The 19,958-nt window shown below is 65.1% G+C and carries 21 protein-coding genes; 11 read left to right on the forward strand and 10 right to left on the reverse strand.

Annotated elements, in window-relative coordinates:
• Positions 1-243: 243 nt before the first annotated feature.
• Together CupriaWKF_RS06825 and CupriaWKF_RS06830 are read right to left on the reverse strand one after the other, a co-directional pair.
• Positions 244-678 carry a universal stress protein gene (locus CupriaWKF_RS06825; RefSeq protein ID WP_276100219.1) on the reverse strand — a complete coding sequence of 145 codons (435 nt, stop codon included), beginning with the start codon at positions 676-678 and terminating at the stop codon, positions 244-246.
• A 187-nt stretch (positions 679-865) separates the two neighbouring features.
• Positions 866-1,816, reverse strand: coding sequence for a LysR family transcriptional regulator (locus CupriaWKF_RS06830; RefSeq protein WP_276100220.1), 951 nt, complete (start codon positions 1,814-1,816; stop codon positions 866-868).
• 263 nt (positions 1,817-2,079) lie between these two features.
• On the opposite strand from CupriaWKF_RS06830, the gene CupriaWKF_RS06835 reads away from it, so the two are divergent.
• Complete coding sequence (locus CupriaWKF_RS06835; RefSeq protein ID WP_276100221.1) at positions 2,080-2,781, forward strand: haloacid dehalogenase type II; 702 nt, start codon at positions 2,080-2,082, stop codon at positions 2,779-2,781.
• A gap of 54 nt (positions 2,782-2,835) precedes the next feature.
• A complete protein-coding gene (aceB, locus tag CupriaWKF_RS06840) occupies positions 2,836-4,422 on the forward strand; it encodes a malate synthase A (RefSeq protein WP_276100222.1) in 1,587 nt (528 codons plus the stop codon).
• Between the two features lie 98 nt (positions 4,423-4,520).
• On the opposite strand, the gene CupriaWKF_RS06845 is transcribed toward aceB, so the two are convergent.
• Positions 4,521-4,796 (reverse strand): hypothetical protein, encoded by a 276-nt coding sequence (locus tag CupriaWKF_RS06845; protein ID WP_276100223.1) that lies wholly within the window; start codon positions 4,794-4,796, stop codon positions 4,521-4,523.
• 743 nt (positions 4,797-5,539) lie between these two features.
• On the opposite strand from CupriaWKF_RS06845, the gene CupriaWKF_RS06850 reads away from it, so the two are divergent.
• Positions 5,540-6,193, forward strand: a complete 654-nt coding sequence (locus CupriaWKF_RS06850; protein WP_276100224.1) for a DsbA family oxidoreductase — start codon at positions 5,540-5,542, stop codon at positions 6,191-6,193.
• Between the two features lie 257 nt (positions 6,194-6,450).
• Positions 6,451-6,891, forward strand: coding sequence for a PaaI family thioesterase (locus CupriaWKF_RS06855; protein ID WP_276100225.1), 441 nt, complete (start codon positions 6,451-6,453; stop codon positions 6,889-6,891).
• A 26-nt stretch (positions 6,892-6,917) separates the two neighbouring features.
• On the opposite strand, the gene CupriaWKF_RS06860 is transcribed toward CupriaWKF_RS06855, so the two are convergent.
• From CupriaWKF_RS06860 to CupriaWKF_RS06880, 5 genes are all read right to left on the reverse strand, one after another.
• Positions 6,918-7,784, reverse strand: a complete 867-nt coding sequence (locus CupriaWKF_RS06860) for a lysophospholipid acyltransferase family protein (RefSeq protein ID WP_276100695.1) — start codon at positions 7,782-7,784, stop codon at positions 6,918-6,920.
• Positions 7,785-8,272: 488 nt separating this feature from the next.
• A complete protein-coding gene (locus tag CupriaWKF_RS06865; protein ID WP_276100226.1) occupies positions 8,273-9,088 on the reverse strand; it encodes a MetQ/NlpA family ABC transporter substrate-binding protein in 816 nt (271 codons plus the stop codon).
• A gap of 212 nt (positions 9,089-9,300) precedes the next feature.
• A complete protein-coding gene (locus CupriaWKF_RS06870; RefSeq protein ID WP_276100227.1) occupies positions 9,301-9,618 on the reverse strand; it encodes a type II toxin-antitoxin system PemK/MazF family toxin in 318 nt (105 codons plus the stop codon).
• A gap of 173 nt (positions 9,619-9,791) precedes the next feature.
• On the reverse strand, positions 9,792-10,205 hold the full coding sequence (locus tag CupriaWKF_RS06875) for a VOC family protein (RefSeq protein WP_276100228.1): 414 nt from the start codon (positions 10,203-10,205) through the stop codon (positions 9,792-9,794).
• 77 nt (positions 10,206-10,282) lie between these two features.
• Positions 10,283-10,957, reverse strand: coding sequence for an SGNH/GDSL hydrolase family protein (locus CupriaWKF_RS06880; RefSeq protein ID WP_276100229.1), 675 nt, complete (start codon positions 10,955-10,957; stop codon positions 10,283-10,285).
• Between the two features lie 112 nt (positions 10,958-11,069).
• Here CupriaWKF_RS06880 and CupriaWKF_RS06885 point away from each other — a divergent pair, with 112 nt between their 5' ends.
• Together CupriaWKF_RS06885 and CupriaWKF_RS06890 are read left to right on the forward strand one after the other, a co-directional pair.
• A complete protein-coding gene (locus CupriaWKF_RS06885) occupies positions 11,070-11,540 on the forward strand; it encodes an SRPBCC family protein (protein ID WP_276100230.1) in 471 nt (156 codons plus the stop codon).
• A complete protein-coding gene (locus CupriaWKF_RS06890; protein WP_276100231.1) occupies positions 11,537-13,018 on the forward strand; it encodes a DHA2 family efflux MFS transporter permease subunit in 1,482 nt (493 codons plus the stop codon). The genes CupriaWKF_RS06885 and CupriaWKF_RS06890 overlap by 4 nt, the downstream gene beginning before the upstream one ends.
• A gap of 20 nt (positions 13,019-13,038) precedes the next feature.
• Here the strand turns inward: CupriaWKF_RS06890 and CupriaWKF_RS06895 are convergent, their stop codons facing one another.
• Entirely contained in the window at positions 13,039-13,308 is a 270-nt protein-coding gene (locus CupriaWKF_RS06895; protein WP_276100232.1) for an acyl-CoA-binding protein, read from the reverse strand.
• 121 nt (positions 13,309-13,429) lie between these two features.
• Here CupriaWKF_RS06895 and tsaB point away from each other — a divergent pair, with 121 nt between their 5' ends.
• The 5 genes from tsaB (at position 13,430) to CupriaWKF_RS06920 (ending at position 17,892) form a co-directional block, all read left to right on the forward strand.
• Complete coding sequence (gene tsaB, locus CupriaWKF_RS06900) at positions 13,430-14,194, forward strand: tRNA (adenosine(37)-N6)-threonylcarbamoyltransferase complex dimerization subunit type 1 TsaB (RefSeq protein ID WP_276100233.1); 765 nt, start codon at positions 13,430-13,432, stop codon at positions 14,192-14,194.
• Positions 14,195-14,250: 56 nt separating this feature from the next.
• Entirely contained in the window at positions 14,251-14,736 is a 486-nt protein-coding gene (gene rimI, locus CupriaWKF_RS06905; protein WP_276100696.1) for a ribosomal protein S18-alanine N-acetyltransferase, read from the forward strand.
• Positions 14,733-15,587 carry a uracil-DNA glycosylase gene (locus CupriaWKF_RS06910; protein WP_276100234.1) on the forward strand — a complete coding sequence of 285 codons (855 nt, stop codon included), beginning with the start codon at positions 14,733-14,735 and terminating at the stop codon, positions 15,585-15,587. Before rimI ends, CupriaWKF_RS06910 begins: the two co-directional genes overlap by 4 nt.
• Entirely contained in the window at positions 15,568-16,698 is a 1,131-nt protein-coding gene (locus tag CupriaWKF_RS06915; RefSeq protein ID WP_276100235.1) for a DUF1853 family protein, read from the forward strand. The genes CupriaWKF_RS06910 and CupriaWKF_RS06915 overlap by 20 nt, the downstream gene beginning before the upstream one ends.
• A gap of 225 nt (positions 16,699-16,923) precedes the next feature.
• The gene (locus CupriaWKF_RS06920; protein ID WP_276100697.1) at positions 16,924-17,892 is read left to right on the forward strand and encodes a tripartite tricarboxylate transporter substrate binding protein; all 969 of its coding nucleotides are present in this window, start codon (positions 16,924-16,926) and stop codon (positions 17,890-17,892) included.
• Between the two features lie 395 nt (positions 17,893-18,287).
• Here CupriaWKF_RS06920 and lplT read toward each other — a convergent pair whose 3' ends face one another.
• Positions 18,288-19,607: a lysophospholipid transporter LplT gene (lplT, locus tag CupriaWKF_RS06925; protein ID WP_276100236.1), complete on the reverse strand. Its 1,320-nt coding sequence runs from the start codon at positions 19,605-19,607 to the stop codon at positions 18,288-18,290.
• Positions 19,608-19,958 lie beyond the last annotated feature (351 nt).

The following is a 19,958-nucleotide window of genomic DNA, read 5'->3' on the forward strand; positions in this document are numbered from 1 at the left end:
GGTTCAGCAGACCAGAGAAGCGCGTGCGACCATCACGCGCTTCTTTTTCAGGCACCGCGCCGTTTCTCTCAGGGACGGCGCGGTTTTTTTGTTCCAGTGCTGGCGCGGATTTGGGAACCGGCTATTACTCAGCCAATATCGAGGCGGCGGATTCGCCAGGGGCCGTGAGTCGCGCGTGGTAGCAATGGGACTGCCCGCACCGGTCTAGCCGGTGCGGGCAGTATTCATTGCCGGCGGAAGATGTCAGCGATAGACGATCACCGGAATATCGGTGTGCGTCAGCACCTTCTGGGTCTCCGAGCCCAGCAGCAGGCCGGACAAGCCGCGCCGGCCATGCGAAGCCATGAAGATCACATCACAGCCGTGGCGCTCCGCAGCGTCGATAATGCCCAGATACGGCACCGCAAACGTCGACATGTCGGAGTCGAAGGTCACGCCCGCAGCCGTGGCAAGGCTTTCCACTTCCTTGAGGTACAGCTTGGCCTGGTTTTCGATCCGGTCCTTGAAGGCCTGCGGCGCCTCGACCACGATTTCGCTGAACGGGGTGTACGGATACTCCTCAAGGCAGACATAGGCGGTGACGCGCGCGCCAATGGTCTTGGCCAGCTCCAGTCCGCCGTTGATTGCCTTCTTGGAGAGCTCGGAACCGTCGGTGGGTAGCAGGATGTGTTGGAACATGCAGGGCTCCTTTCATGCGGGGGATGAGGGGAGGGCAGGCCCGGTTGCGACCTTCACACGATCATTGCCTGCGACCGGAAAAGCGCCTGTCTGGAAACCATTGTAGACAGTGTGCCGAGTAGGGCATTGCGCTATATCAATTGCAACAGAGTACGACAGCGCACATTCATCCGCTTGTGTCCCCGATCTAGCCTGCCACGGCCGCGACTGCCGGCCGCGCAGGCGCCTGTTCGGTCCGCCGCCAGTAAGCGGGGTTGCCGTAGGTGTTCTTCAGGTGATCGATAAACAACCGCACGCGCAGCGGCAGGTGCTTGCGTTGCGGGAAGACGGCATGGATGCCGATCGGGGGCGCCTGGAACTCGTCGAGCACCGTGACCAGCCGGCCGGTGGCGATCTCGCTGCCAACCTCCCACCACGAACGCCAGGCCAGCCCGTGGCCCTGGAGGCACCATTCGTGGAGCACGGCGCCATCGGTGCATTCCATATCGCCGCCGACTTTGACGGTGACGGCACGGCCTTCCTGCTGGAATACCCAGCCACGCTGCACATTGGCGCTGGCGCCAAAGGCCAGGCAGTTATGGCGCTGGAGGTCCTCGGGAACAGCCGGTGTACCGGCTCGCGCGAGATATTCTGGCGATGCCACCACTACACGGCGGGTTTCGGCCAGGCGGATCGAAACCAGGCTGGAGTCGGGCAGGTCGCCAAGACGGATGGCGCAGTCAAAGCCCTCGTTGACGAGATCGACCACGCGGTCGGACAGGTCCAGCGTAATCGTCACATCCGGGTGCGATTCAATGAATAGCGGCACCAGCGGCGCCACGTGCTTGCGCCCATAGCCGGCGGGGGCCGTGACGCGCAGATGCCCGCTGGCCTTCACGCCGCCCGCGGAAACGCTGGCCTCGGCGTTGTGCAGGTCGTTCAGGATGCGCTGGCAGTCCTCCAGGAAGGCCGAGCCCTCGAAGGTCAGGCTGATCTTGCGCGTGGTCCGGATCAGCAGCTTGACGCCCAGCCGCTCCTCCAGCGCATCGATACGCCGCCCAATGATGGCGGGCGCTACGCCTTCAGCCGCCGCAGCAGCGGACAAGCTGCCGCGCGAGGCAACGGATACAAAAGTCTCCAGTTGTTTGAAATGGTCCACGAATCTTTGTCTGCAATGCCTGCGCGATCACCCGCGCGGGGCGGCGAATGGGTACTTTGCGCAAATGCGAGGTCAAATGGGAGGGAATTGGTGTTTATTGTCGAACAAGTGAGCCAAGATTAGATGCCGAAAAGTAAAAGATCAAGTGACCCGGGCCGGCTTTGCCGCACTGCAACGACTGCCTACAATGCCATGCATTCAATGGTGTACAGCCCCACGCAATCGCCTACGGCAAGACCTGACCCCGGGAACCAGAGCGCCTCATGAACAAGATCCGCGCAGTCGTCTTCGACGCCTACGGCACGCTGTTCGACGTGTATTCCGTCACGGCGCGCGCGGAACAGTTGTTCCCGGGCAAGGGCGAGGCACTCGCGCTGCTGTGGCGCGAGCGGCAGATCGACTACACGCGCATCCGCACCATGGCCGCACCCGACGGCAAGTACTACAAGCCGTTCTGGGCGCTGACGGTGGATTCGCTGCGCTATGCCGCGGAACGCCTGCGGGTGGCGCTGGACGACGCGACCGAGGCGCAGCTGCTCAAGGAATACGCGTGCCTGTCGGCCTTTCCGGAGAACCTGGGCGCGCTCAAGCGGCTGCGCCGCGCGGGCCTGCCGCTGGGCATCCTGTCCAACGGCAATGCCGAGATGCTGGACATCTCCGTCAAGAGCGCGGGCATGCACGGCTTGTTCGACCACGTGCTGTCGGTTGACTCCGTGCGCCAGTACAAGACTGCCCCGGAGGCTTATGCGCTCGGGCCAAAGGCCTTCCAGCTGCCGGCTGAAGAGATTCTTTTTGTCTCTTCGAACGGCTGGGATGCGTGCGGCGCCACCTGGTTTGGCTACACCACGTTCTGGATCAACCGTGCCGGCCATCCGGCGGAGCGGCTCGACGTAGCGCCCTCCGGCACCGGGCACGACATGAACGACCTGCTCGAATTCGTCCGCGCCACCGGCGCGGAAGTCTGAACGACAACGAGCGGCCGACCCTCTAACAAGCTATCGACTAACAGGAGAAGACTGATGGCTATCACGCTGCCCGCGGGCATGAAGATTACCGGCGAGATCCTGCCGGCCTACGAAGATATCCTCACGCCGGAAGCCCTGGCCCTGGTAGACAAACTGCACCGCGCCTTCGAGCCGCGCCGCCAGGAACTGCTGGCCGCGCGCGTCGAGCGCGCCAAGCGCCTGGATGCCGGCGAAGTCCCCGACTTCCTGCCCGAAACCAAGCACATCCGCGAAGGCGACTGGAAGGTCGCACCGATCCCCAAGGCCCTGGAATGCCGCCGCGTGGAAATCACCGGCCCGGTCGAAGCCAAGATGGTCATCAACGCCTTCAACTCGGGCGCTGACAGCTACATGACCGACTTCGAGGATTCCAACACCCCCAACTGGCACAACCAGATGCAGGGCCAGGTGAACCTCAAGGCAGCCGTGCGCCGCACGCTGACGCTGGAATCGAAGGGCAAGCAATACAAGCTGAACGACAAGATCGCCACGCTGCAGGTGCGTCCGCGCGGCTGGCACCTGGACGAGAAGCACGTCACCATCGACGGCAAGCGCATCTCGGGCGGCATCTTCGACTTCGCGCTGTTCCTGTTCCACAACGCCAAGGAGCAGATCGCCCGCGGCGACGGCCCGTTCTTCTACCTGCCGAAGATGGAAAGCCATCTGGAAGCACGCCTGTGGAACGACATCTTCGTGATGGCGCAGAACGAGATCGGCCTGCCGCAAGGCACCATCAAGGCCACCGTGCTGATCGAGACGATCCTCGCCGCGTTCGAAATGGATGAGATCCTGTACGAACTGCGCGAGCACAGCGCGGGCCTGAACGCCGGCCGCTGGGACTACATCTTCTCGTGCATCAAGAAGTTCAAGAACGACAAGGACTTCTGCCTGGCCGACCGCGCCAAGGTCACCATGACCGCGCCGTTCATGCGCGCCTACGCACTGCTGCTGCTGAAGACCTGCCACCACCGCGGCGCGCCCGCCATGGGCGGCATGAGCGCACTGATCCCGATCAAGAACGATCCGGAGAAGAACGCCATCGCCATGCAGGGCATCATCAACGACAAGAAGCGCGACGCCACCGATGGCTACGACGGCGGCTGGGTGGCCCACCCGGGCCTGGTCGAGCCCGCCATGAAGGAATTCGTGGCCGTGCTGGGCGACAAGCCTAACCAGTTCGAGAAGCAGCGTCCGGACGTGCACGTGAAGGGTTCGGACTTGCTGGACTTCCAGCCGGAAACCCCGATCACCGAAGCCGGCCTGCGCATGAACATCAACGTCGGCATCCACTACCTGGGCGCCTGGCTGGCCGGCAACGGCTGCGTGCCGATCCACAACCTGATGGAAGATGCGGCCACCGCCGAGATCTCGCGTTCGCAGGTGTGGCAGTGGATCCGCTCGCCGAAGGGCAAGCTGGAAGACGGCACCAAGGTCACGGCCGAGCTGGTGCGCAAGCTGATCCCGGAAGAGCTGGCCAAGGTGAAGGCCGAAGTCGGCGGCGAGACCAGGACCTATGACCGCGCTGCCGAGATCTTCGAGCAGATGTCGACGTCGGAAGATTTCGCCGAGTTCCTGACGCTGCCGCTGTACGAAGAAGTCTGATCCGGCTACGGCTTGATGGCATGAAAAACCCGCGGTGTTCGCCGCGGGTTTTTGTTTTTGGGAATAGGCGCAAGCGCACCATGCTGTGCGCGGCGTCTTCAGCCGACGCTGCGCGACCCATCTATGACCTTCTTCAGCATGACTTTCCGGTAGGTGCGTTCCACGGCGAGCGTGCGGCAAAGCAGCCGCAGAACCCGCGTCGAATGATGTGTCGGATGACCTTTGGCCTTTAACGCGCGCACATGACGCAAACGCATCCGGATCTCGTCTCGCAATTTTTTGATCCGCTGGTCCAGGGGCAGTATGTCCCGCTCCATCAGCACGAGGCGGCGTAGCTCCTGCAGCTCCTGGTGGTTATAGCGCATGCCTTTCATTTCGCCCCTCCATGCTCGGTCGTGGAAGGGGTTCCGCATCTTCTGTTCCCGAAGTCGGTCAAATGGCGCGAGAAGGCCCTGACCTGGCTTCATCTGCCTGACATGGATCGCGGAACAGGCCGGCTGTGCGGGACAAAAGCCTTATTGGACCGCCGCCGGACTTGTCTGGAGTTGCCTGCCGCCAAGGGATATGGTGACGTGCGGGCGAGCTCTCAGGCGCACGGCCTGGACTCGCCTGCGACCTTGCGCGTTCGCACCTGCCAGCAATAGAGGTACGTACATTGCAGTGCAATTTCTACATTGCGCGCATGCCGGAGCGCTCGCAGGCTCTCCCGCAGCAGGTGAAGCAGACGATACGAAAACCGCGTGTCTTGCCCCTCCTCACGAGCCGCGCGAATCAGCTTGATGTGTGCATGAATGCGCAGACGTGTCTGCATGATGGCACAGTCAAGTTCCGTGAGGCGGTCTCGGGCTATTTCCGGTTGGGCGACCATGGCTGGATCCTCGATTGAATGGCAAGAAGCCCGTACGGCTTCGGGCGGCATCAAGCGATACTCTTGCCCGCCTGGAGGCGGTCGGCGCCGTCGCCGAATCCTCGGTGACCGAGTGTGGCAACCGGTGGCCGTTTCCACGGTCAAGTTTATGCATGCGTGCACTGTTGGCCCATCCAGCAAGCCCTGGCGATTCGCGTTACCCTGTCCGTCGCTGTTTTTTCCGATTACGCCGTTTCCGCCACAGACACCATGACCCAACCGCTTCGCATCGACTTCGTTTCCGATATCTCATGCCCATGGTGCGCCATCGGCCTGTCCTCGCTGCGGCTTGCGCTGTCGCGCCTTGGCGATGAAGTCGACGCCGAGATCGCCGTGCACCCGTTTGAGCTGAATCCGGATATGGGACCGGGCGGCGAGGCCATAGTCGATTACCTTGGGAAGAAGTACGGACGCACGCCGGAGCAGATCGCGCAGACGCAGGAGATGATCCGCGAGCGCGGTGCTTCGGTCGGCTTCACATTCGGGCCGCGCACTCGCGTCTACAACACTTTCGATGCGCATCGCCTGCTGCACTGGGCCGGGCTTGAAGGCCGCCAGTTGCCGCTCAAGCTGGCACTACTGGAGGCCTACCATACCGAGGGAAGGGATCCGAGCAACCATGACGTGCTGGTCGAGATCGCGGAGTCGGTCGGACTGGACGCCACGCGCGCGCGCCAGGTGCTGCAGGGCGGCGATTATGCCGGCGAGGTGCGCGAGGCAGAGCGGGAGAACCAGTCCATGGGGCTGAGTTCAGTGCCGGCGATCATCTTCAATCGACGCTATCTGGTGAGCGGCGGACAACCGGTGGAAGCCTTCGAGCAGGCGATCCGGGAGATCCTGGCGCAAGCGTCGCCGGCGTCCTGATTGCGGCGCAAATCGCCGGATGCCAGCCTCCCCATTCATGCGGACAAAAGGGACCGTTCGCGAAATCGAGATTTACGCGGAGGGGCAAATCGCCGGAAGTTACGTCCTTGCTGTCGCGCGATAGCAGACGGGTTCGCGCTTCCTGAAAGACTGCCGCAAGTGATGTACCACGCGAAAGTGGCAGGAGCGCCAGCCCGGTGTGCCCCCTTGTTGCCTGCCAGGTGCATACCTCCGTCAGGAGCGCGCCGATTTGAGACATGAAAGACCAATCCCACCAGACCGTGATTGCCGCGGATGTTGTCGCCCGCGAAGAGCGCTTCTGCCTTGATAACCCCGCACTGGAAAGCGCCGGTGTCAGGATCACTCAGTGGCGCCGCGATTATGTCGAGCTCGAACTGGACGTTGCGCCGCACATGCTCAACCGGAGCCGTGTGATCCACGGCGGCACCATTTGTACGTTGCTGGATGCCGCGACCGGCTACTCCGGTCTTTACTCGCCCGCGGGCGAGGCGCCGCTGCATGCCGTCACGCTGTCACTGACCTCGAACTTCCTGAGTAACGGGACCGGCAAGTTGCTGACCGCGAAAGGGATGGTCGACCGGCGCGGGCGTTCGATCTTCTTTTCCCGCGCGGAGGTCTGGCTGGACGAAGCGTTGCTGGTCGCGACAGGCGTGGCGACGATGAAATACCTGAAATAGGCGCTACGCTGGCAGGCTGCCGGCAGTTACGTCGAATTGACGGCGCGGGCGCCATCCGCGTCGGGTGTCACGGCGCCCGACGGCACCTTGTAGCGGTTGTACCCCCACAGATACTGCTCGGGGAAGCGCCGGACCATGTCTTCCACCTCGGCATTGATCCATGCCGCCTGCTCTTCGGCCGTCGGCGGCATGGGCCCGGTCAGGCGCTTCACGTGCATTTTCCAGCCGCGCCCGCCAGGCAGGCGCTCGCCAGCCGCAATGATGAGCGGCGCGCCGGTCTGCGAGGCGAGCTTGCACGGCAACGTGATTGTATAAGCCTTGCGGGCAAAGAACGGTACCCAGACGCCATCGCCCTTGGGCGCCTGATCGGGCAGCAGGCCCACTGCCTCGCCTTGCCGCAATGCGCGCACGAAAGCGCGCACGCCTTGCGCAGTGGCGGGAACCGCCTTCAGTTTCGACGCGCCGCGCACGCTGTCGAGCAGGTCCCGGAAGAGTGCCTTGCGATGGGGCCGGAACATGATCGTCAGCGAGATCCGTTCTGCGGCGTAGCGGGCCGCCAACTCGAAGCAGCCCAGATGCGGCGTCAGCATGACGAGTCCGCGGCCTTCGGCCAGGGTGTTCTCGATCACGTCCCAGTCCTCGCAAATGACCTTGTCGAGACAGTCATCGAGGCGAAACCAGACATGGGCCAGCTCGGTCATCATGGCACCGGTCTCCCCCGCGGCCTTGCGCGCAAAAGACGGCCCGGCGAAGCCGGCCTGGGTGGCGTTCTGCCGCAGGTGCCGACGGTATCCGCCGGGCAGGGCATAGACGAGCCGTCCCAGCATGCGCCCGGCCGCATGCGCAACTGGCAACGGCAGTGCGGCAACAAGCCGAACTACCGCGGAGAGCATGCGACTTGGGAAGGGCGGACGTTGAGGCATGGTCACGTATCTAAGGGTGAAGGACTGGCGCGATTCCGCTGGCCCTTGGCAATCGGCGCAGCAGGTATCGGTGATCGGGACTGGCGGTCCAGTCCATTCCGCGGCACTTGGCGGCCGCTTCAGTTGCGGGGCGCAGAGCCCGTCGGGGGTTGCTGTTCTGTGAGTCGCAGGGGCGCTGCCTCAGGCGGGTATCCACGAGGCACCGCGTGCGACGGGCAGGGGCCGGTCAGGTGTCTGCGTGGAATCATTGGCGCGGCGCGGCATGCGGAGGCTCTTGCGTTGAAGGATGCTCACTGTAGCATGCCTCCGTCAGCAGCCCGTTGTTTTAACGGTCAGGGCGCCGTCCGCGTGCAACGGTGGTATGGGCCGTACCGCCTGCGAAGGCGGATCGGCATAGGTGCCTGCCGGCGTGGAAGGGCAGGCGGATGCGGGGGGCGACCCGCATCCCGATGAAGCTATCAGAACGAGGGGACCATCGCGCCCTTGAACTGGGCCTTCATGAACTGCTTCACGTCTTCCGACTGGTAAGCCGCCACCAGCTTCTTCACCCACGGCTTGTCCTTGTCCTGGGTGCGCACCACGATGATGTTGGCGTACGGGCTGTGGATGTCCTCCAGGCCGATCGCGTCCTTGGTCGGCTGCAGGCCGGCGGCCAGCGCGTAGTTGGTGTTGATGACCGCGGCGCCGACGTCGGGCAGGGCGCGGGCCAGCTGGGCGGCGTCCAGTTCGACGATCTTCAGCTTCCTGGGGTTCTCGGCCACGTCCAGCGGGGTCGCGTTGTTTCCGTTGGCGCCTGCACCGGCCTTGAGCTTGATCACGCCCTGGGACTGCAGCAGCAACAGCGCACGGTTCTCGTTCGACGGGTCATTGGGCACAGCCACCTTGGCGCCCTGCGGCAGGTCCTTCGGCGACTTCAGGTTCTTCGCGTAGATGCCCAGCGGCGAGATATAGGTGTAGCCCACGCTTGCCATCTTGTAGCCGCGCTGCTTGATCTGGCTATCCAGGTACGGCTGGTGCTGGAAGCTGTTGGCGTCGAGGTCGCCGGCATCGAGCGCGGCGTTGGGCTGCACGTAGTCGTTGAATTCCACGACCTTCACGTTCAGGCCGTTCTTCTTGGCCACTTTCTGCACGACTTGCCAGACTTCGGCGTCCGGACCGCTGACGGTGCCCACGCGAATGGTCTGTTCCTGGGCCGACACGCTGCCCGCGGCGGCGATGAGACCGACGGCGGACACGGCAACCGCCAGACGCTTGTAAAGGGAGATGCTGCGCATAGGAGAGTTTGGATGTTATTGGAAGCTTGTGGCTTGAAAGGCGCCTCAACCCGGTCCGGGTGCGGTTGGGCGGGCGAGGGCACAGATTAACGCAATTGCGTCCAAACAGGGCGGCGCAGGGGATATTGGCGTCTATTTCTTTTTCATATGCTTATGAAGTCGGCGTCGGCCCAAAATCTGGCATTTAATGCTGGGGGGTATGCCGGAGCGCGCTACTCCGCGAATATCTCGCGCAACGCGGTCAATGCGACCAGCAAGGCTTCGTCGGCGACCGCCCCGGCCTTCTTGACCAAGCTGCCTTTATCGACTGTGCGGATCTGGTCCAGCAACATGAGGCCGGTCTTTCCCTGGCAGGTGACAGGGGTACGAAAGGGGGCCGGGCGACTGCCTGTCGTCATGGGCACCACCATGACAGTGCGCAGATGGTCATGGAGTTCAGGCGGCGAAATAATGACGCAGGGACGCGTCTTGCGGATTTCGCTGCCAACAGTCGGGTCGAGTGCAACCAGCCAGACCTCTCCATGACTCACCCCGAACTAAAAATTAGTGCGGCAGCACAAATGTTATAACAGAGGGCCCTGCGCCAAGCTACCTTGCGAACTCTGTCGCGTGGTTGGAGCACCGTGACTGTGCAAGTGCGATGTGGATGGCAATAGCGGAATCCTCTGAATGCGCGTCAATCATTTTCTGCCTGTCTTTTTATTCATGGTACGTGCCGAACCGACCCATACCCCTCACCCCTCCACTCAATAAAACAAAGCCCATGCCCGAACGGGTCCGATAGCGTGGCCTGCCGTCCCCAGTCAAATTCCTGTGGCCAGTCCTCGATCTCGGCGCCGGCCTCCAGCGCGCGCTCGATAGCGGTTTCAAGGTTGTCCACGACAAAATCGAGGTGCACCGGCGTCCAGTGCCGGCGGTAGTCGCGCCGGATACCGGTGCGCGTGGTCGGGCGCGAGCCGGGCGGCTTGGCGAGCAGGTAGATGGGGGTGGCGCCGCCGCTCATTTCCGCCACGGTATCGTCGAACAGCTTGCGGCTCAGGCGCAGGCCCAGCCCTTCCTGGTAGAAGCCGATGCCGCGCGGCAGGTCATCGACATCGATATTGATCAGCAACTCCATCACGGTCTCCTGGCAGCTTCGGGGGGAAAACCCGCGCATTGTGCGCCCGCGCTCCTGACAGCTCCTGTCAGTAGATGTCACCGGGCGAGGAGTCCGCGCACCACGGGCTGCAACGCGTCGCCGAGCGCCAGGTGCGCGTCGGCGTCGAGGTGGACGCCATCGACGGCGCTGCTCTGGATCACCGTGCCGGCATCGAACACAGGGCATGCGAGGGTGTCGCACACCTCGCGCACCGCCCCAGGCAAGCCCAGCCATTTGTGCTCGCCGCCCGCGAACTTGGGCGCGAGCGGGCCGCGTGGCGTGCGGATCGGCGGCGGCACGACGACCAGCACCGGCGGCACCGGCATCCCAGGCTCGATCGGCGCCAGGCGGATGGCGTTGACCAGTGCGCCGATGCCCTGCGCGGCATGCCAGGCGTTGTGCGGGTGCATCGACTGGAAATCGTTGTTGCCCAGCATCAAGACCACGAGCGCGAGCGGGGAATCGATCTCGATGCGCTGCGCGAGCCCTTGCAGGCCGTTGCGCCCCGGCTTGAACGGGTCGTCCCAGACCGTGCGCCTGCCGTTCAGGCAATCCTCGATGATGCGGACCGGGGCGCCGCCATCGGCGTTCAGCCCGAGTTCAAGCCGCCCCGGCCAGCGTATCGGGAACGGCAGGCGCTGGCGCGTGCCGGGAACGATGCCCCATGAAAGCGAATCGGCATATACCAGGACTTGCAGCGGATCGGCTTCGGGCAGGGCGGCGAGTGGCATGCAGTGGCTCCGGACGGGCGTGGCGCAGATGCTGCGCCGCGCAGTGAAATGGTACTGACGAACAGGCAAGACACTTCATAATATCGATTACAACCAAACAGGGAGAAAGAAGTTGCGTTTCGAGCACTTGGTAGAGATCAACGATCCAGGCAATCCTCAACTGGATCCGCTCACGCCTGACCAGCTCTGGCAGGGGCTGGTCCTGCGCGCCGAGTCGCCCGAACTGTTCGTGCTTGGCCTGGACCGGGCCGAGGTCGTTGGCCGCGGCGAAGGCTGGATCGACCGCGTGCTGCATTTCGGCGCCGCGGCCATCCATGACCGCGTGGTCTTCGAGCCGCGCCGGCAGGTCCGCTACGAGACTGCCGCCACGGCGGAACACGCCGGCGGCACGCTGACGATGGTGATCGAGACGCCCGCGCCCGGCGCGCTGCTGCTGCGCTTTGTCTACGACACGACCATGCCGGCCGTCGACGCCAGCGGCGACGACCGCTATGCCGAAATCGTCAAGTCCGCCTATCACGAGGCTGACATCGACACCGTCCGAAAAATCCGCGAAATCGCCGACACGGGGCGCCTGGGGTGAGCCGCGCCCCGCACACGCCGGACAGCTCCGGCGGCGGGTCGGGTGGGCCGACCCGGGCGATGCTGCGCACGCGTTACGGCGACCGGCTACGCTGGCTGGTGCTGTTGACGCTGATGCTGGGGACGATGTCGTCCATCGTCTCGTCCACCATCATCAACGTTGCCATTCCGGACCTGAGCCGGCATTTCGTGCTCGGCCAGGAACGCGCCCAGTGGGTCGCGGCCAGCTTCATGATCGCGATGACGCTGGCGATGCTGCTGACGCCATGGCTGCTCAACCGCTACGGCCTGCGGCGCACCTTCCTGGGCGCGCTGGCGCTGCTGGGCGTGGGCGGGCTGGTGGGCGGGCTGTCGCCGACCTACGGCGTCATGATCGCCATGCGCGTGGCCGAGGGCGTCGCGGCGGGTATCATGCAGCCGCTGCCCAGCATCCTTGTGCTGCGGGTATTCGACGAGCGCGAGCAGGGCAAGGCCATGAGCCTGTTCGGCTTCGGCGTGGTGCTGGCGCCGGCGCTCGGGCCAAGCCTGGGCGGTTTCCTCGTGGAGGCCTTTGGCTGGCGTTCCATCTTCTTCGTCGTGGTGCCGCTGACGCTGCTGGGCGCGGCCATGGCGCGACGCTTCATGGCCGTCGATTCGGTCATGATGGGCGAGCGCAAGCCGCTGGACTGGCGCGGCCTGGCGCTGGCCGGCATCGCGACCGTCTGCATGCTGAACGGACTGGTGGAAATGCGCGAAAGCGTCGTCGCCGGCCTGATGCTGGCTGGCCTGGGCGTGGTTCTGGTCGTGGCGTTCGTCATGTGGCAGCTGCGCGCGGCCGATCCGCTGATGGACATGCGGCTTTACAGCTACCGGCAGTTCTCGGCGGGCGCGGTGGTGGCATTTATCTATGGCGCTGGCCTGTTCGGCTCGACCTACCTGTTGCCCGTGTACATGCAGATGGCGCTGAACTACACGCCGTCGCGCGCGGGCCTGGTGCTGCTGCCGGCCGGCGTCGCGCTGGCGCTGACGATTGCGCTGGCGGGACGCCTGACGCAACGCGTGTCGCCGCATTACCAGGTGTCATTCGGACTGGGGTTGCTGGCGCTGTCGTTCCTGCTGATGGCCACGGGCTCGCCATCCACGCCGTATCTGCTGCTGGTGGCGCTGGCGGTGCTCGGGCGCATTGGCCTTGGGTGCATCCTGCCATCGCTCACGCTGGGTTCGATGCGCGGCGTGGATTTCTCGCTGATCGCGCAGGGGTCGAGCTGCATCAACTTCCTGCGCCAGCTCGGCGGGGCAATCGGCGTCAGCCTGGCCGGTGTCGGCCTGCAGTGGCGGCTGAACCAGCACGGCGTGGCGCTGGGGCAGGGCGGTGATGCGTTGGCACAGGCTGCGCGCATCGGCGCCTTCGATGAGACGTTCCTGGCCGTGGGCGTGGTGATCGCCACGGCCATCGTGGCCTCCTGGCGCATCCGGCCGAAGCCGGTGCCGGTCAGCTGAGGCGGGCGGGCCCGCAGCGTTCAGTGGGTGGCGCCGCTGCGCAGCTCTTCCACGAGGGCAATGTAGTTTTCCATGGCGGCGTCCCTGGCGGTGCCCTTGAGGGCTTCCCATGCCTCGAACTTGTAGCGGCCGACGAAATCGGTCATGCCTGGCTTGTCGCCGTGGGCGTCGCCTTCGCTGCCTTGCTTGAACAGCGCATACAGGCGCAGCAGCGTCATGTTGCTGGGGCGCTCGCTGAGCTGCTTGACGTCGATCTGGGCCTGTTCGAAGCGGGCTTGCAGGTCACTCATGGGGTCTCCAATGGGATTCGGGGAAAAGAATCGCCCGATGATAGTCCTCAAACCGGCACGCAGGCCCGTCAAAAAACCGAGGAGGGACTCGGTTTGGGGCGCCACCGGCTACAATCGCGCCATGTCCTGGATTCTTGCTGTCGAAACTTCCACCGAGTGGTGTTCTGTTGCTCTGGGCCGTGCCACGGCGGATGGCGCGGTCGAGTCATGGTCTCGCCATGAACATACCGGCGCGCGCTCGTCCGCGCGCGTGCTGCCCGCGGTGGGCGAACTGCTGGCCGAGGCTGGCATTGCGCTGGCCGATTGCACGGCCATCGCCTTCGGGGCCGGCCCGGGCTCGTTCACGGGCCTGCGCACCGCTTGCGGCGTGGCCCAGGGGCTGGCCTTCGGTGCCGGGCTTCCGGTCATTCCGGTCAATACGCTGATGGTCTGCGCGGAAAGCGCACGCGGCGCCACGTCGGCGCTGCCGCCCGGCGCATCCGTGCTGGTCGCGCTGGACGCACGCATGGACGAAGCCTATTCCGCGGCCTTCCGCTGGGACGCCGCCGCGCGCGAATGGGCGGTCGAAACGCCGATGCAGGTTGGCCCGCCGGAAACCGTGGCCATCCCGGCCGGCGACTTCTGGATCGCCGGCAATGCCGCGACGGTATTCGGCGAGCGGCTGGCCGGCCTGGCGCGCGCCGCGCGCGTGCTGCCCGAGGCCATGCCGCACGCGCAGCCGATGGTGGCCATCGCCCTGCGCGCACTGGCGCGCGGCGAGGCCATCGATGCCGCGCTTGCCATGCCGATCTACCTGCGCGACAAGGTCGCCCAGACCATCGAGGAGCGCGAGGCGGCCGCTGCCGCCAAGGCCGCCTCGCTGGCGGGCGCGAGGAGCGCATCGTGAGCGTGTCTTACCGCCCGGACCCGATCAGGGCCCCGGCCTGGCCGGACGTTCCCGTCATGCCCGCGCTGGCCAATGGCTGGGCGCTCGCGCGCATGAGCGCGCTCGACCTGCACGCGGTGGCCGAGATCGAGGCGCGTGCCTACAGCCATCCGTGGACGCGCGGCAATTTCGAGAATTCCATCAAGGTCGGCCACATGGGCCTGACCTTGCGCGATCCAACCGGTGCGCTCGTGGCGTACGCCGTATTGATGCCGGTGGTCGACGAAATGCACCTGCTCAACATCACCGTGGAGCCGCGCCGGCAACGGCAGGGTTTGGGCCGGCTGATGCTGGCGGTGGCGCTGGCCACATCGCACACCCATCACCTGCATACGATGTTGCTGGAAGTGCGGCCTTCCAATACCGGGGCGCTGGCGCTCTACCTCGAGGCAGGCTTTGTCGAGATCGGCCGGCGCAAGGGCTACTACCCGGTGTCCGGCAACGCTCGCGAAGACGCGCTGGTGCTGCGCCGGACCTGGGCCGGTGGGGAGGACGCAGCATGAGCCGCCGCGCACAGTTCCTGGAAGTGCTTGGCATTCCCACGGAGTGGGTGCCGCGCAAGCCGATGGGCGCGCCGCAGGATGCCGCTGCGGAACCGGATCGCCCGGCTGTCGTGCTGGCCGAGTCCGAGGCGATAGCCGAATCCGTGCTCGCGCCGGAGGCCGCCGAAGCGCAGGCGCCCGTCGCCGTGGCTTTGGTGCCTGAGCTTGAAGACCCGGCGCCTTCGCCTTCCATTGCTGAGCCTGCGCGCACGGCTTCCGTCCCGGACCGCGAAGCTGCCATCGCCACCATGGGGTGGCCCGCCCTCGATGCTGCCGTGGCGGCATGCACGGCCTGCGGACTGTGCGAGACGCGTACCAATACCGTGTTCGGGGTCGGCGACCGCGAGGCGGAATGGATGCTGGTTGGCGAAGCGCCCGGCGAGAACGAAGACCTGCAAGGCGAGCCGTTCGTCGGCCAGGCAGGCAAGCTGCTGGACAACATGCTGGGGTCGCTGGGGCTCGCACGCGGCCGCAACGTGTTTATCGCCAATGTGCTCAAGTGCCGTCCGCCTGGCAACCGCAATCCGGAGCCGGCCGAGGTGGCGCAATGCGAGCCGTTCCTGAAGCGGCAGATCGCGCTGGTGCGGCCCCGGGTGATCGTCGTGCTTGGCCGCTTTGCCGCGCAGTCGCTGTTGCGCACCGCCACGCCGATCGGCAAGCTGCGCGGCACCGTGCACAGCTACGAGGGGATTCCCGTGGTGGTCACCTACCATCCCGCCTACCTGCTGCGCACGCTGACCGACAAGGCACGCGCGTGGGAAGACCTGTGCCTGGCCCGCGAGGTACACGACCGTGCGGGAGCTCAGGCCTGACCGTTCGCTGAGCCACGGCGGCAACGGCGTGCACGCGCCGGTGCTGCCGCTGTGGCGACAGGCGCTGTCGCCGCGCACGCGCGACCTGGCCTGGTGTACGTTGTCGCCGCCGTTGCTTCAGGGCCTGCCCGACGCCGGCGACCCCGGCGGCGCGCGCCTGGCCCGCTGGCCCGCGGGCACCCTGGCCGCCTGGGAGCACTGGCTCGACCAGGCCGATCCCGCCGGCTTGCCCGCTACCGTCGCCGAACTTGCCAGCGGCATGACCGACGCCTTGCCCGAAGAGCCCGGCCGCGCACGCAGCCTGCGGCTGGGGCGCCATGCCGAGCGCCTGCTGCATTTCGCGCTGCGCCACGCGCAGGGGCTGGAATTACTGGCCGCGAACGTACCGGTCAGGCGTGCCCACGGGCACGGCATCCAGACCCTCGGGGAACTCGACTTCGTCTGGCGGGACCAGGGCAGCGGTGAGGTCGTGCATTGGGAAATGGCTACCAAGTTCTACCTGATGGTCGACGCGGCCGACACGGCGCCGCTGGGGCTGCGCGGGTTTGTCGGGCCAAATCTCGTGGACCGGCTTGGCGACAAGCTCGACCACATCGTGCGCCGGCAACTGCCGCTGGCGCGCACCGCGGAGGCGCTGGGTTTGCTGGGCGGCGCGGTCGATCGCAGTGAAGTCTATCTGCTCGGGTGGCTGTTCTATCGCGACGGCCTGGTGCCGCAGGGCCTGGAGCGTCTGGGCATTGCCGGCAACCACCTGCACGGCTGGTGGTCCACGCTTGATGACTGGTTTGCGCGCGCCGGCCAGGCAGCCGGCACGCGCTGGTGCCGGTTGTCGCGCTCGGGCTGGTTGTCCGGCGCGCTGCTGGAAGAGGCCGAGACCGAAGCGGCGGACTCCCTGCGGGAGGCGCTGGCCGAGCGCTTTGCCGATCCCCACCCTGACCACGGCTGGCGCCGCGAATCGCCGATCATGCTGTGCGAGATGGAACCGGCCGGCGCGCATGCGCCGGGCTGGTGGCGTGAACGCTCGCGCGGGTTCGTGGTGCCGGCCGGATGGTCCGAGCGCGCCCTGGCGCGCGCCGCAAAGCCCGCGGCCGGCCACGGCGAACCATCGTAGGCGACCCGGCAAGGTCCCGGCGGCGCTGGTTACCTTGCCGCGTGTTTCGGCCTGTCAGCAGTAATCCGGTGCACAGATCAATCCATCAAAAAATCCGCATTCTCGAATGGGTTAGCGCTCTTTATACTCGGCCGGCACCCCTTGGCGCCGTGGCGCATGCGGGCATCAGACCCGCAGCACGGCCACAAGACCGGATCACGAAGTTGGGGAGAGACTTTCATGAAGATGAGAACAGTGGGGTTGGCCTGCCTGGGCCTGGTGGTCGGCCTGTCGGCAAATGCCAGGGCGGCGGATGCGTACCCGTCCAAACCGATTCGCTTCGTCGTGCCCTATCCGCCCGGTGGCCCGACCGACCTGATGGCGCGCCTGTTGCAGGCGAGCCTGCAGACCCGGCTTGGTGCGACCGTCGTCGTGGAGAACCGGGCCGGCGCGGGCGGCAATATCGGAACCGATGCGGTGGCCAAGGCGGCTCCCGATGGCTACACGATCCTGCTTGCCGCCAGCGGGCCGATGGCGGTGAACCCGACCCTGTACAAGCACCTGCCGTACGATCCTCAGAAAGACCTCGCTCCGGTCGTTCAGATATCCGCGTTCCCGCTGGTGCTGGAGGTCCATCCAGACAGTCCGGTGAAGGACGTTAAGTCCTTTATCGCTTCGGTTCGCAGCAAGCCCGGCGACTACAGCTTTGCATCGGCTGGCAACGGCACGCCCCAGCACCTGGCGGGCGAGCTGTTCAATACCGCCGAGGGCACGAAGATGCAGCACATCGCCTACAAGGGAGCGGGGCCCGCGCTGAATGACGTGCTGGGCGGCCAGGTCCCGGTCATGTTCGACATCATGGCGAGCTCGCTGACCTACATCAAGGCGGGCAAGCTTCGTCCGCTCGCCGTGACGACCAAGGTCCGCTCGCCGGTTTTGCCCGATGTGCCGACGCTGGCGGAATCGGGCCTGCCGGGGTTTGAATTCGTTGCCTGGCATGGCATTGCCGTACCGGCCGCAACGCCGCGCGACATCGTGCTGAAGCTCAATGGCGCGATCAACGCTGCCTTCAAGGATCCGGAGTTCCGCAAGCGCTGGGAGGCGATTGGCACCCCGGTCGTCGGCGGCACGCCGGAGGCGTTCGGCGCCTTGATCCGCAGCGAGACCACGCGGCTCGGCAAGGTCGTCAGGGATACGGGTGCCACGGTCGACTAGGCTCAGGCGCGGCGCCGCCGGCAGGCGCTAGTCCCGCAGGCCGGCGTTGCATCTTGCTGCGCTGGCTTTTTTTTCGGGTTCTTTGGCGGATTGCTGGGAATGGGGAATGATGGGGTTGTCGTGCTTGGCGGGCGCTGCTGTTTCGCCGGCGTAGCCGGCGAGTCACTTTTTGGTCCGAGCGACAAAAAGTAACCAAAAAGCGCGTTTACTTGCCCTAGCGGGCGAATATTGGTCGTAGTGTGCTGAGGGTGTCGTATGGGGATGGGCTTCAAATTGTGCCTGGCTGCCTGCCAAGCCCGAAAACCCATCCTTACCCACTCCCCGGCAATCCCGCGAAGAACCATTTTTGTTGATGCGGGCGACCGATCGGACCGGCTCCGTGGCGGAGCCTGCGCTCAGTGGTGCTTGTCCTCGCCGATCATGGCGAGCGAGTTGAAGATGCGAACGTTGTACTTGTGCACCTTCATGACCAGCGCCATCGTGATGCAGATGAACAGCCCCAGGGCAACGATCACGATGCCAATCGGCACGTTCAGCTTGATCAGCAGTGCGTACAGGCAGAGCATCAGCAGCACGGAAACGTTCTCATTGAAGTTCTGCACGGCGATGGAGTGGCCGGCCGAGAGCAGCACGTGGCCGCGGTGCTGCAGCAGCGCGTTCATCGGCACGACGAAATAGCCGGACATGGCACCGACCAGCATCAGGAAGACGTAGGCGATGGCCATGTACAGCGGCATGTGCAGGCCCAGCGCGTCCACCGTGACCTGCGGCATCGCGTCCTTGGTGTAGAAGGCCATCAGCATCACGGTGGCGCCCATGGCAACGCCGAAAGGCAGTACCGACAGCGACTTGCGCAACGGAATGCGTGCCGCCGCCATGATGGCGCCGACGGCCACGCCCACCGCGACCACGGCCTGCAGCAGGGCGCCCTGCGACAGGTTAAGCCCCAGCGATTTTTCCGCCCACTTCAGCACGATGAACTGCAGCGTGGCGCCCACGCCCCAGAACAGCGTGGTCACGGCCAGCGAGATCTGGCCGAGCTTGTCGCGCCACAGCGCGACAAAGCAGTCGCCGAACTCCGCGATCAGCTTGATCGGGTTCTTTTCCTGTTGCGGGTAGCGGGCGCCGGTATCGGGAATGAACAGGTTGAAGACGGCGGCGATCACGTAGAACAGCATGATCACTACCATCGCGGCCTCGGCCGGCGTATTGATGCCAGTGTCGATATAGGGCAGATCAAAGCGCAGCAGGATCTGGGAAATATGCACCGAGATCAGCGCGCCGCCCACCACGGTGCCGAGGATGATCGAGCCCACCGTCAGCCCTTCGATCCAGCCGTTGGCCATCACCAGCTTTTCGGGGGGCAGCAGCTCGGTCAGGATGCCGTATTTGGCCGGCGAGTACGCGGCCGCGCCAAAGCCCACGATGCCATAGGCCAGCAGGGGGTGCAGCCCGAACATCATGATGGCGCAGCCGGCGATCTTGATGGCGTTGGTGATGAGCATCACCCGCCCCTTGGGCATGGAGTCGGCGAACGCGCCGACGAAAGCTGCCAGGACGACGTAGGAGAGAACGAAGAACAGCTTGAGCAGCGGGGTCATCCACTGCGGGGAATGCAACTCGGTAAGAAGGGCAATGGCGGCGATCAGCAGCGCGTTGTCGGCCAGCGACGAAAAAAACTGCGCGGCCATGATGGTGTAAAAACCCTTCTTCATGCTTTCGACTTTGTCTCCAGCGCGTTCTTCGTGCGCTCTGGGAAGGGCTACGCCCACCGGCGCGGCCATGGATTGTTGCAAGGGACCCTGGGCTGCGGCCGCGTCGAATTGTGTCGCATGCGCCGCGCGTGAGCGCCGCGCTGCTTGCCTGACCGTCATTGACATATTGCTTCGCGTTTAGAACATGGCCTGAGCGTCCGGCTTTATATCACGAAAACACGACAATCCCGAATCCGCAAAGGCGCCAGTTTGACAGCGGGAACGCGCTGCGATTCCCGGGGATTTCCCGGTCAGGGGTCGCGAATGTGTTCAAATAACGTCTGCGCATCGCTGGCCGAATACCGGGTCTTC

It is taken from the genome of Cupriavidus sp. WKF15, from assembly GCF_029278605.1.
Lineage (GTDB): Bacteria > Pseudomonadota > Gammaproteobacteria > Burkholderiales > Burkholderiaceae > Cupriavidus.

Coding starts and splice junctions, on each gene's coding strand:
- CupriaWKF_RS06845 (WP_276100223.1), bottom strand. CDS start 4,796: ATGAAAGGCATGCGCTATAACCACCAGGAGCTGCAGGAGCTACGCCGC.
- CupriaWKF_RS06910 (WP_276100234.1), top strand. CDS start 14,733: ATGAGCCGCCGCGCACAGTTCCTGGAAGTGCTTGGCATTCCCACGGAG.
- CupriaWKF_RS06895 (WP_276100232.1), bottom strand. CDS start 13,308: ATGAGTGACCTGCAAGCCCGCTTCGAACAGGCCCAGATCGACGTCAAG.
- CupriaWKF_RS06875 (WP_276100228.1), bottom strand. CDS start 10,205: ATGGAGTTGCTGATCAATATCGATGTCGATGACCTGCCGCGCGGCATC.
- CupriaWKF_RS06920 (WP_276100697.1), top strand. CDS start 16,924: ATGAGAACAGTGGGGTTGGCCTGCCTGGGCCTGGTGGTCGGCCTGTCG.
- aceB (WP_276100222.1), top strand. CDS start 2,836: ATGGCTATCACGCTGCCCGCGGGCATGAAGATTACCGGCGAGATCCTG.
- CupriaWKF_RS06825 (WP_276100219.1), bottom strand. CDS start 678: ATGTTCCAACACATCCTGCTACCCACCGACGGTTCCGAGCTCTCCAAG.
- CupriaWKF_RS06850 (WP_276100224.1), top strand. CDS start 5,540: ATGACCCAACCGCTTCGCATCGACTTCGTTTCCGATATCTCATGCCCA.
- rimI (WP_276100696.1), top strand. CDS start 14,251: ATGCCCGCGCTGGCCAATGGCTGGGCGCTCGCGCGCATGAGCGCGCTC.
- lplT (WP_276100236.1), bottom strand. CDS start 19,607: ATGAAGAAGGGTTTTTACACCATCATGGCCGCGCAGTTTTTTTCGTCG.
- CupriaWKF_RS06865 (WP_276100226.1), bottom strand. CDS start 9,088: ATGCGCAGCATCTCCCTTTACAAGCGTCTGGCGGTTGCCGTGTCCGCC.
- CupriaWKF_RS06835 (WP_276100221.1), top strand. CDS start 2,080: ATGAACAAGATCCGCGCAGTCGTCTTCGACGCCTACGGCACGCTGTTC.
- CupriaWKF_RS06880 (WP_276100229.1), bottom strand. CDS start 10,957: ATGCCACTCGCCGCCCTGCCCGAAGCCGATCCGCTGCAAGTCCTGGTA.
- CupriaWKF_RS06860 (WP_276100695.1), bottom strand. CDS start 7,784: ATGCTCTCCGCGGTAGTTCGGCTTGTTGCCGCACTGCCGTTGCCAGTT.
- CupriaWKF_RS06855 (WP_276100225.1), top strand. CDS start 6,451: ATGAAAGACCAATCCCACCAGACCGTGATTGCCGCGGATGTTGTCGCC.
- tsaB (WP_276100233.1), top strand. CDS start 13,430: ATGTCCTGGATTCTTGCTGTCGAAACTTCCACCGAGTGGTGTTCTGTT.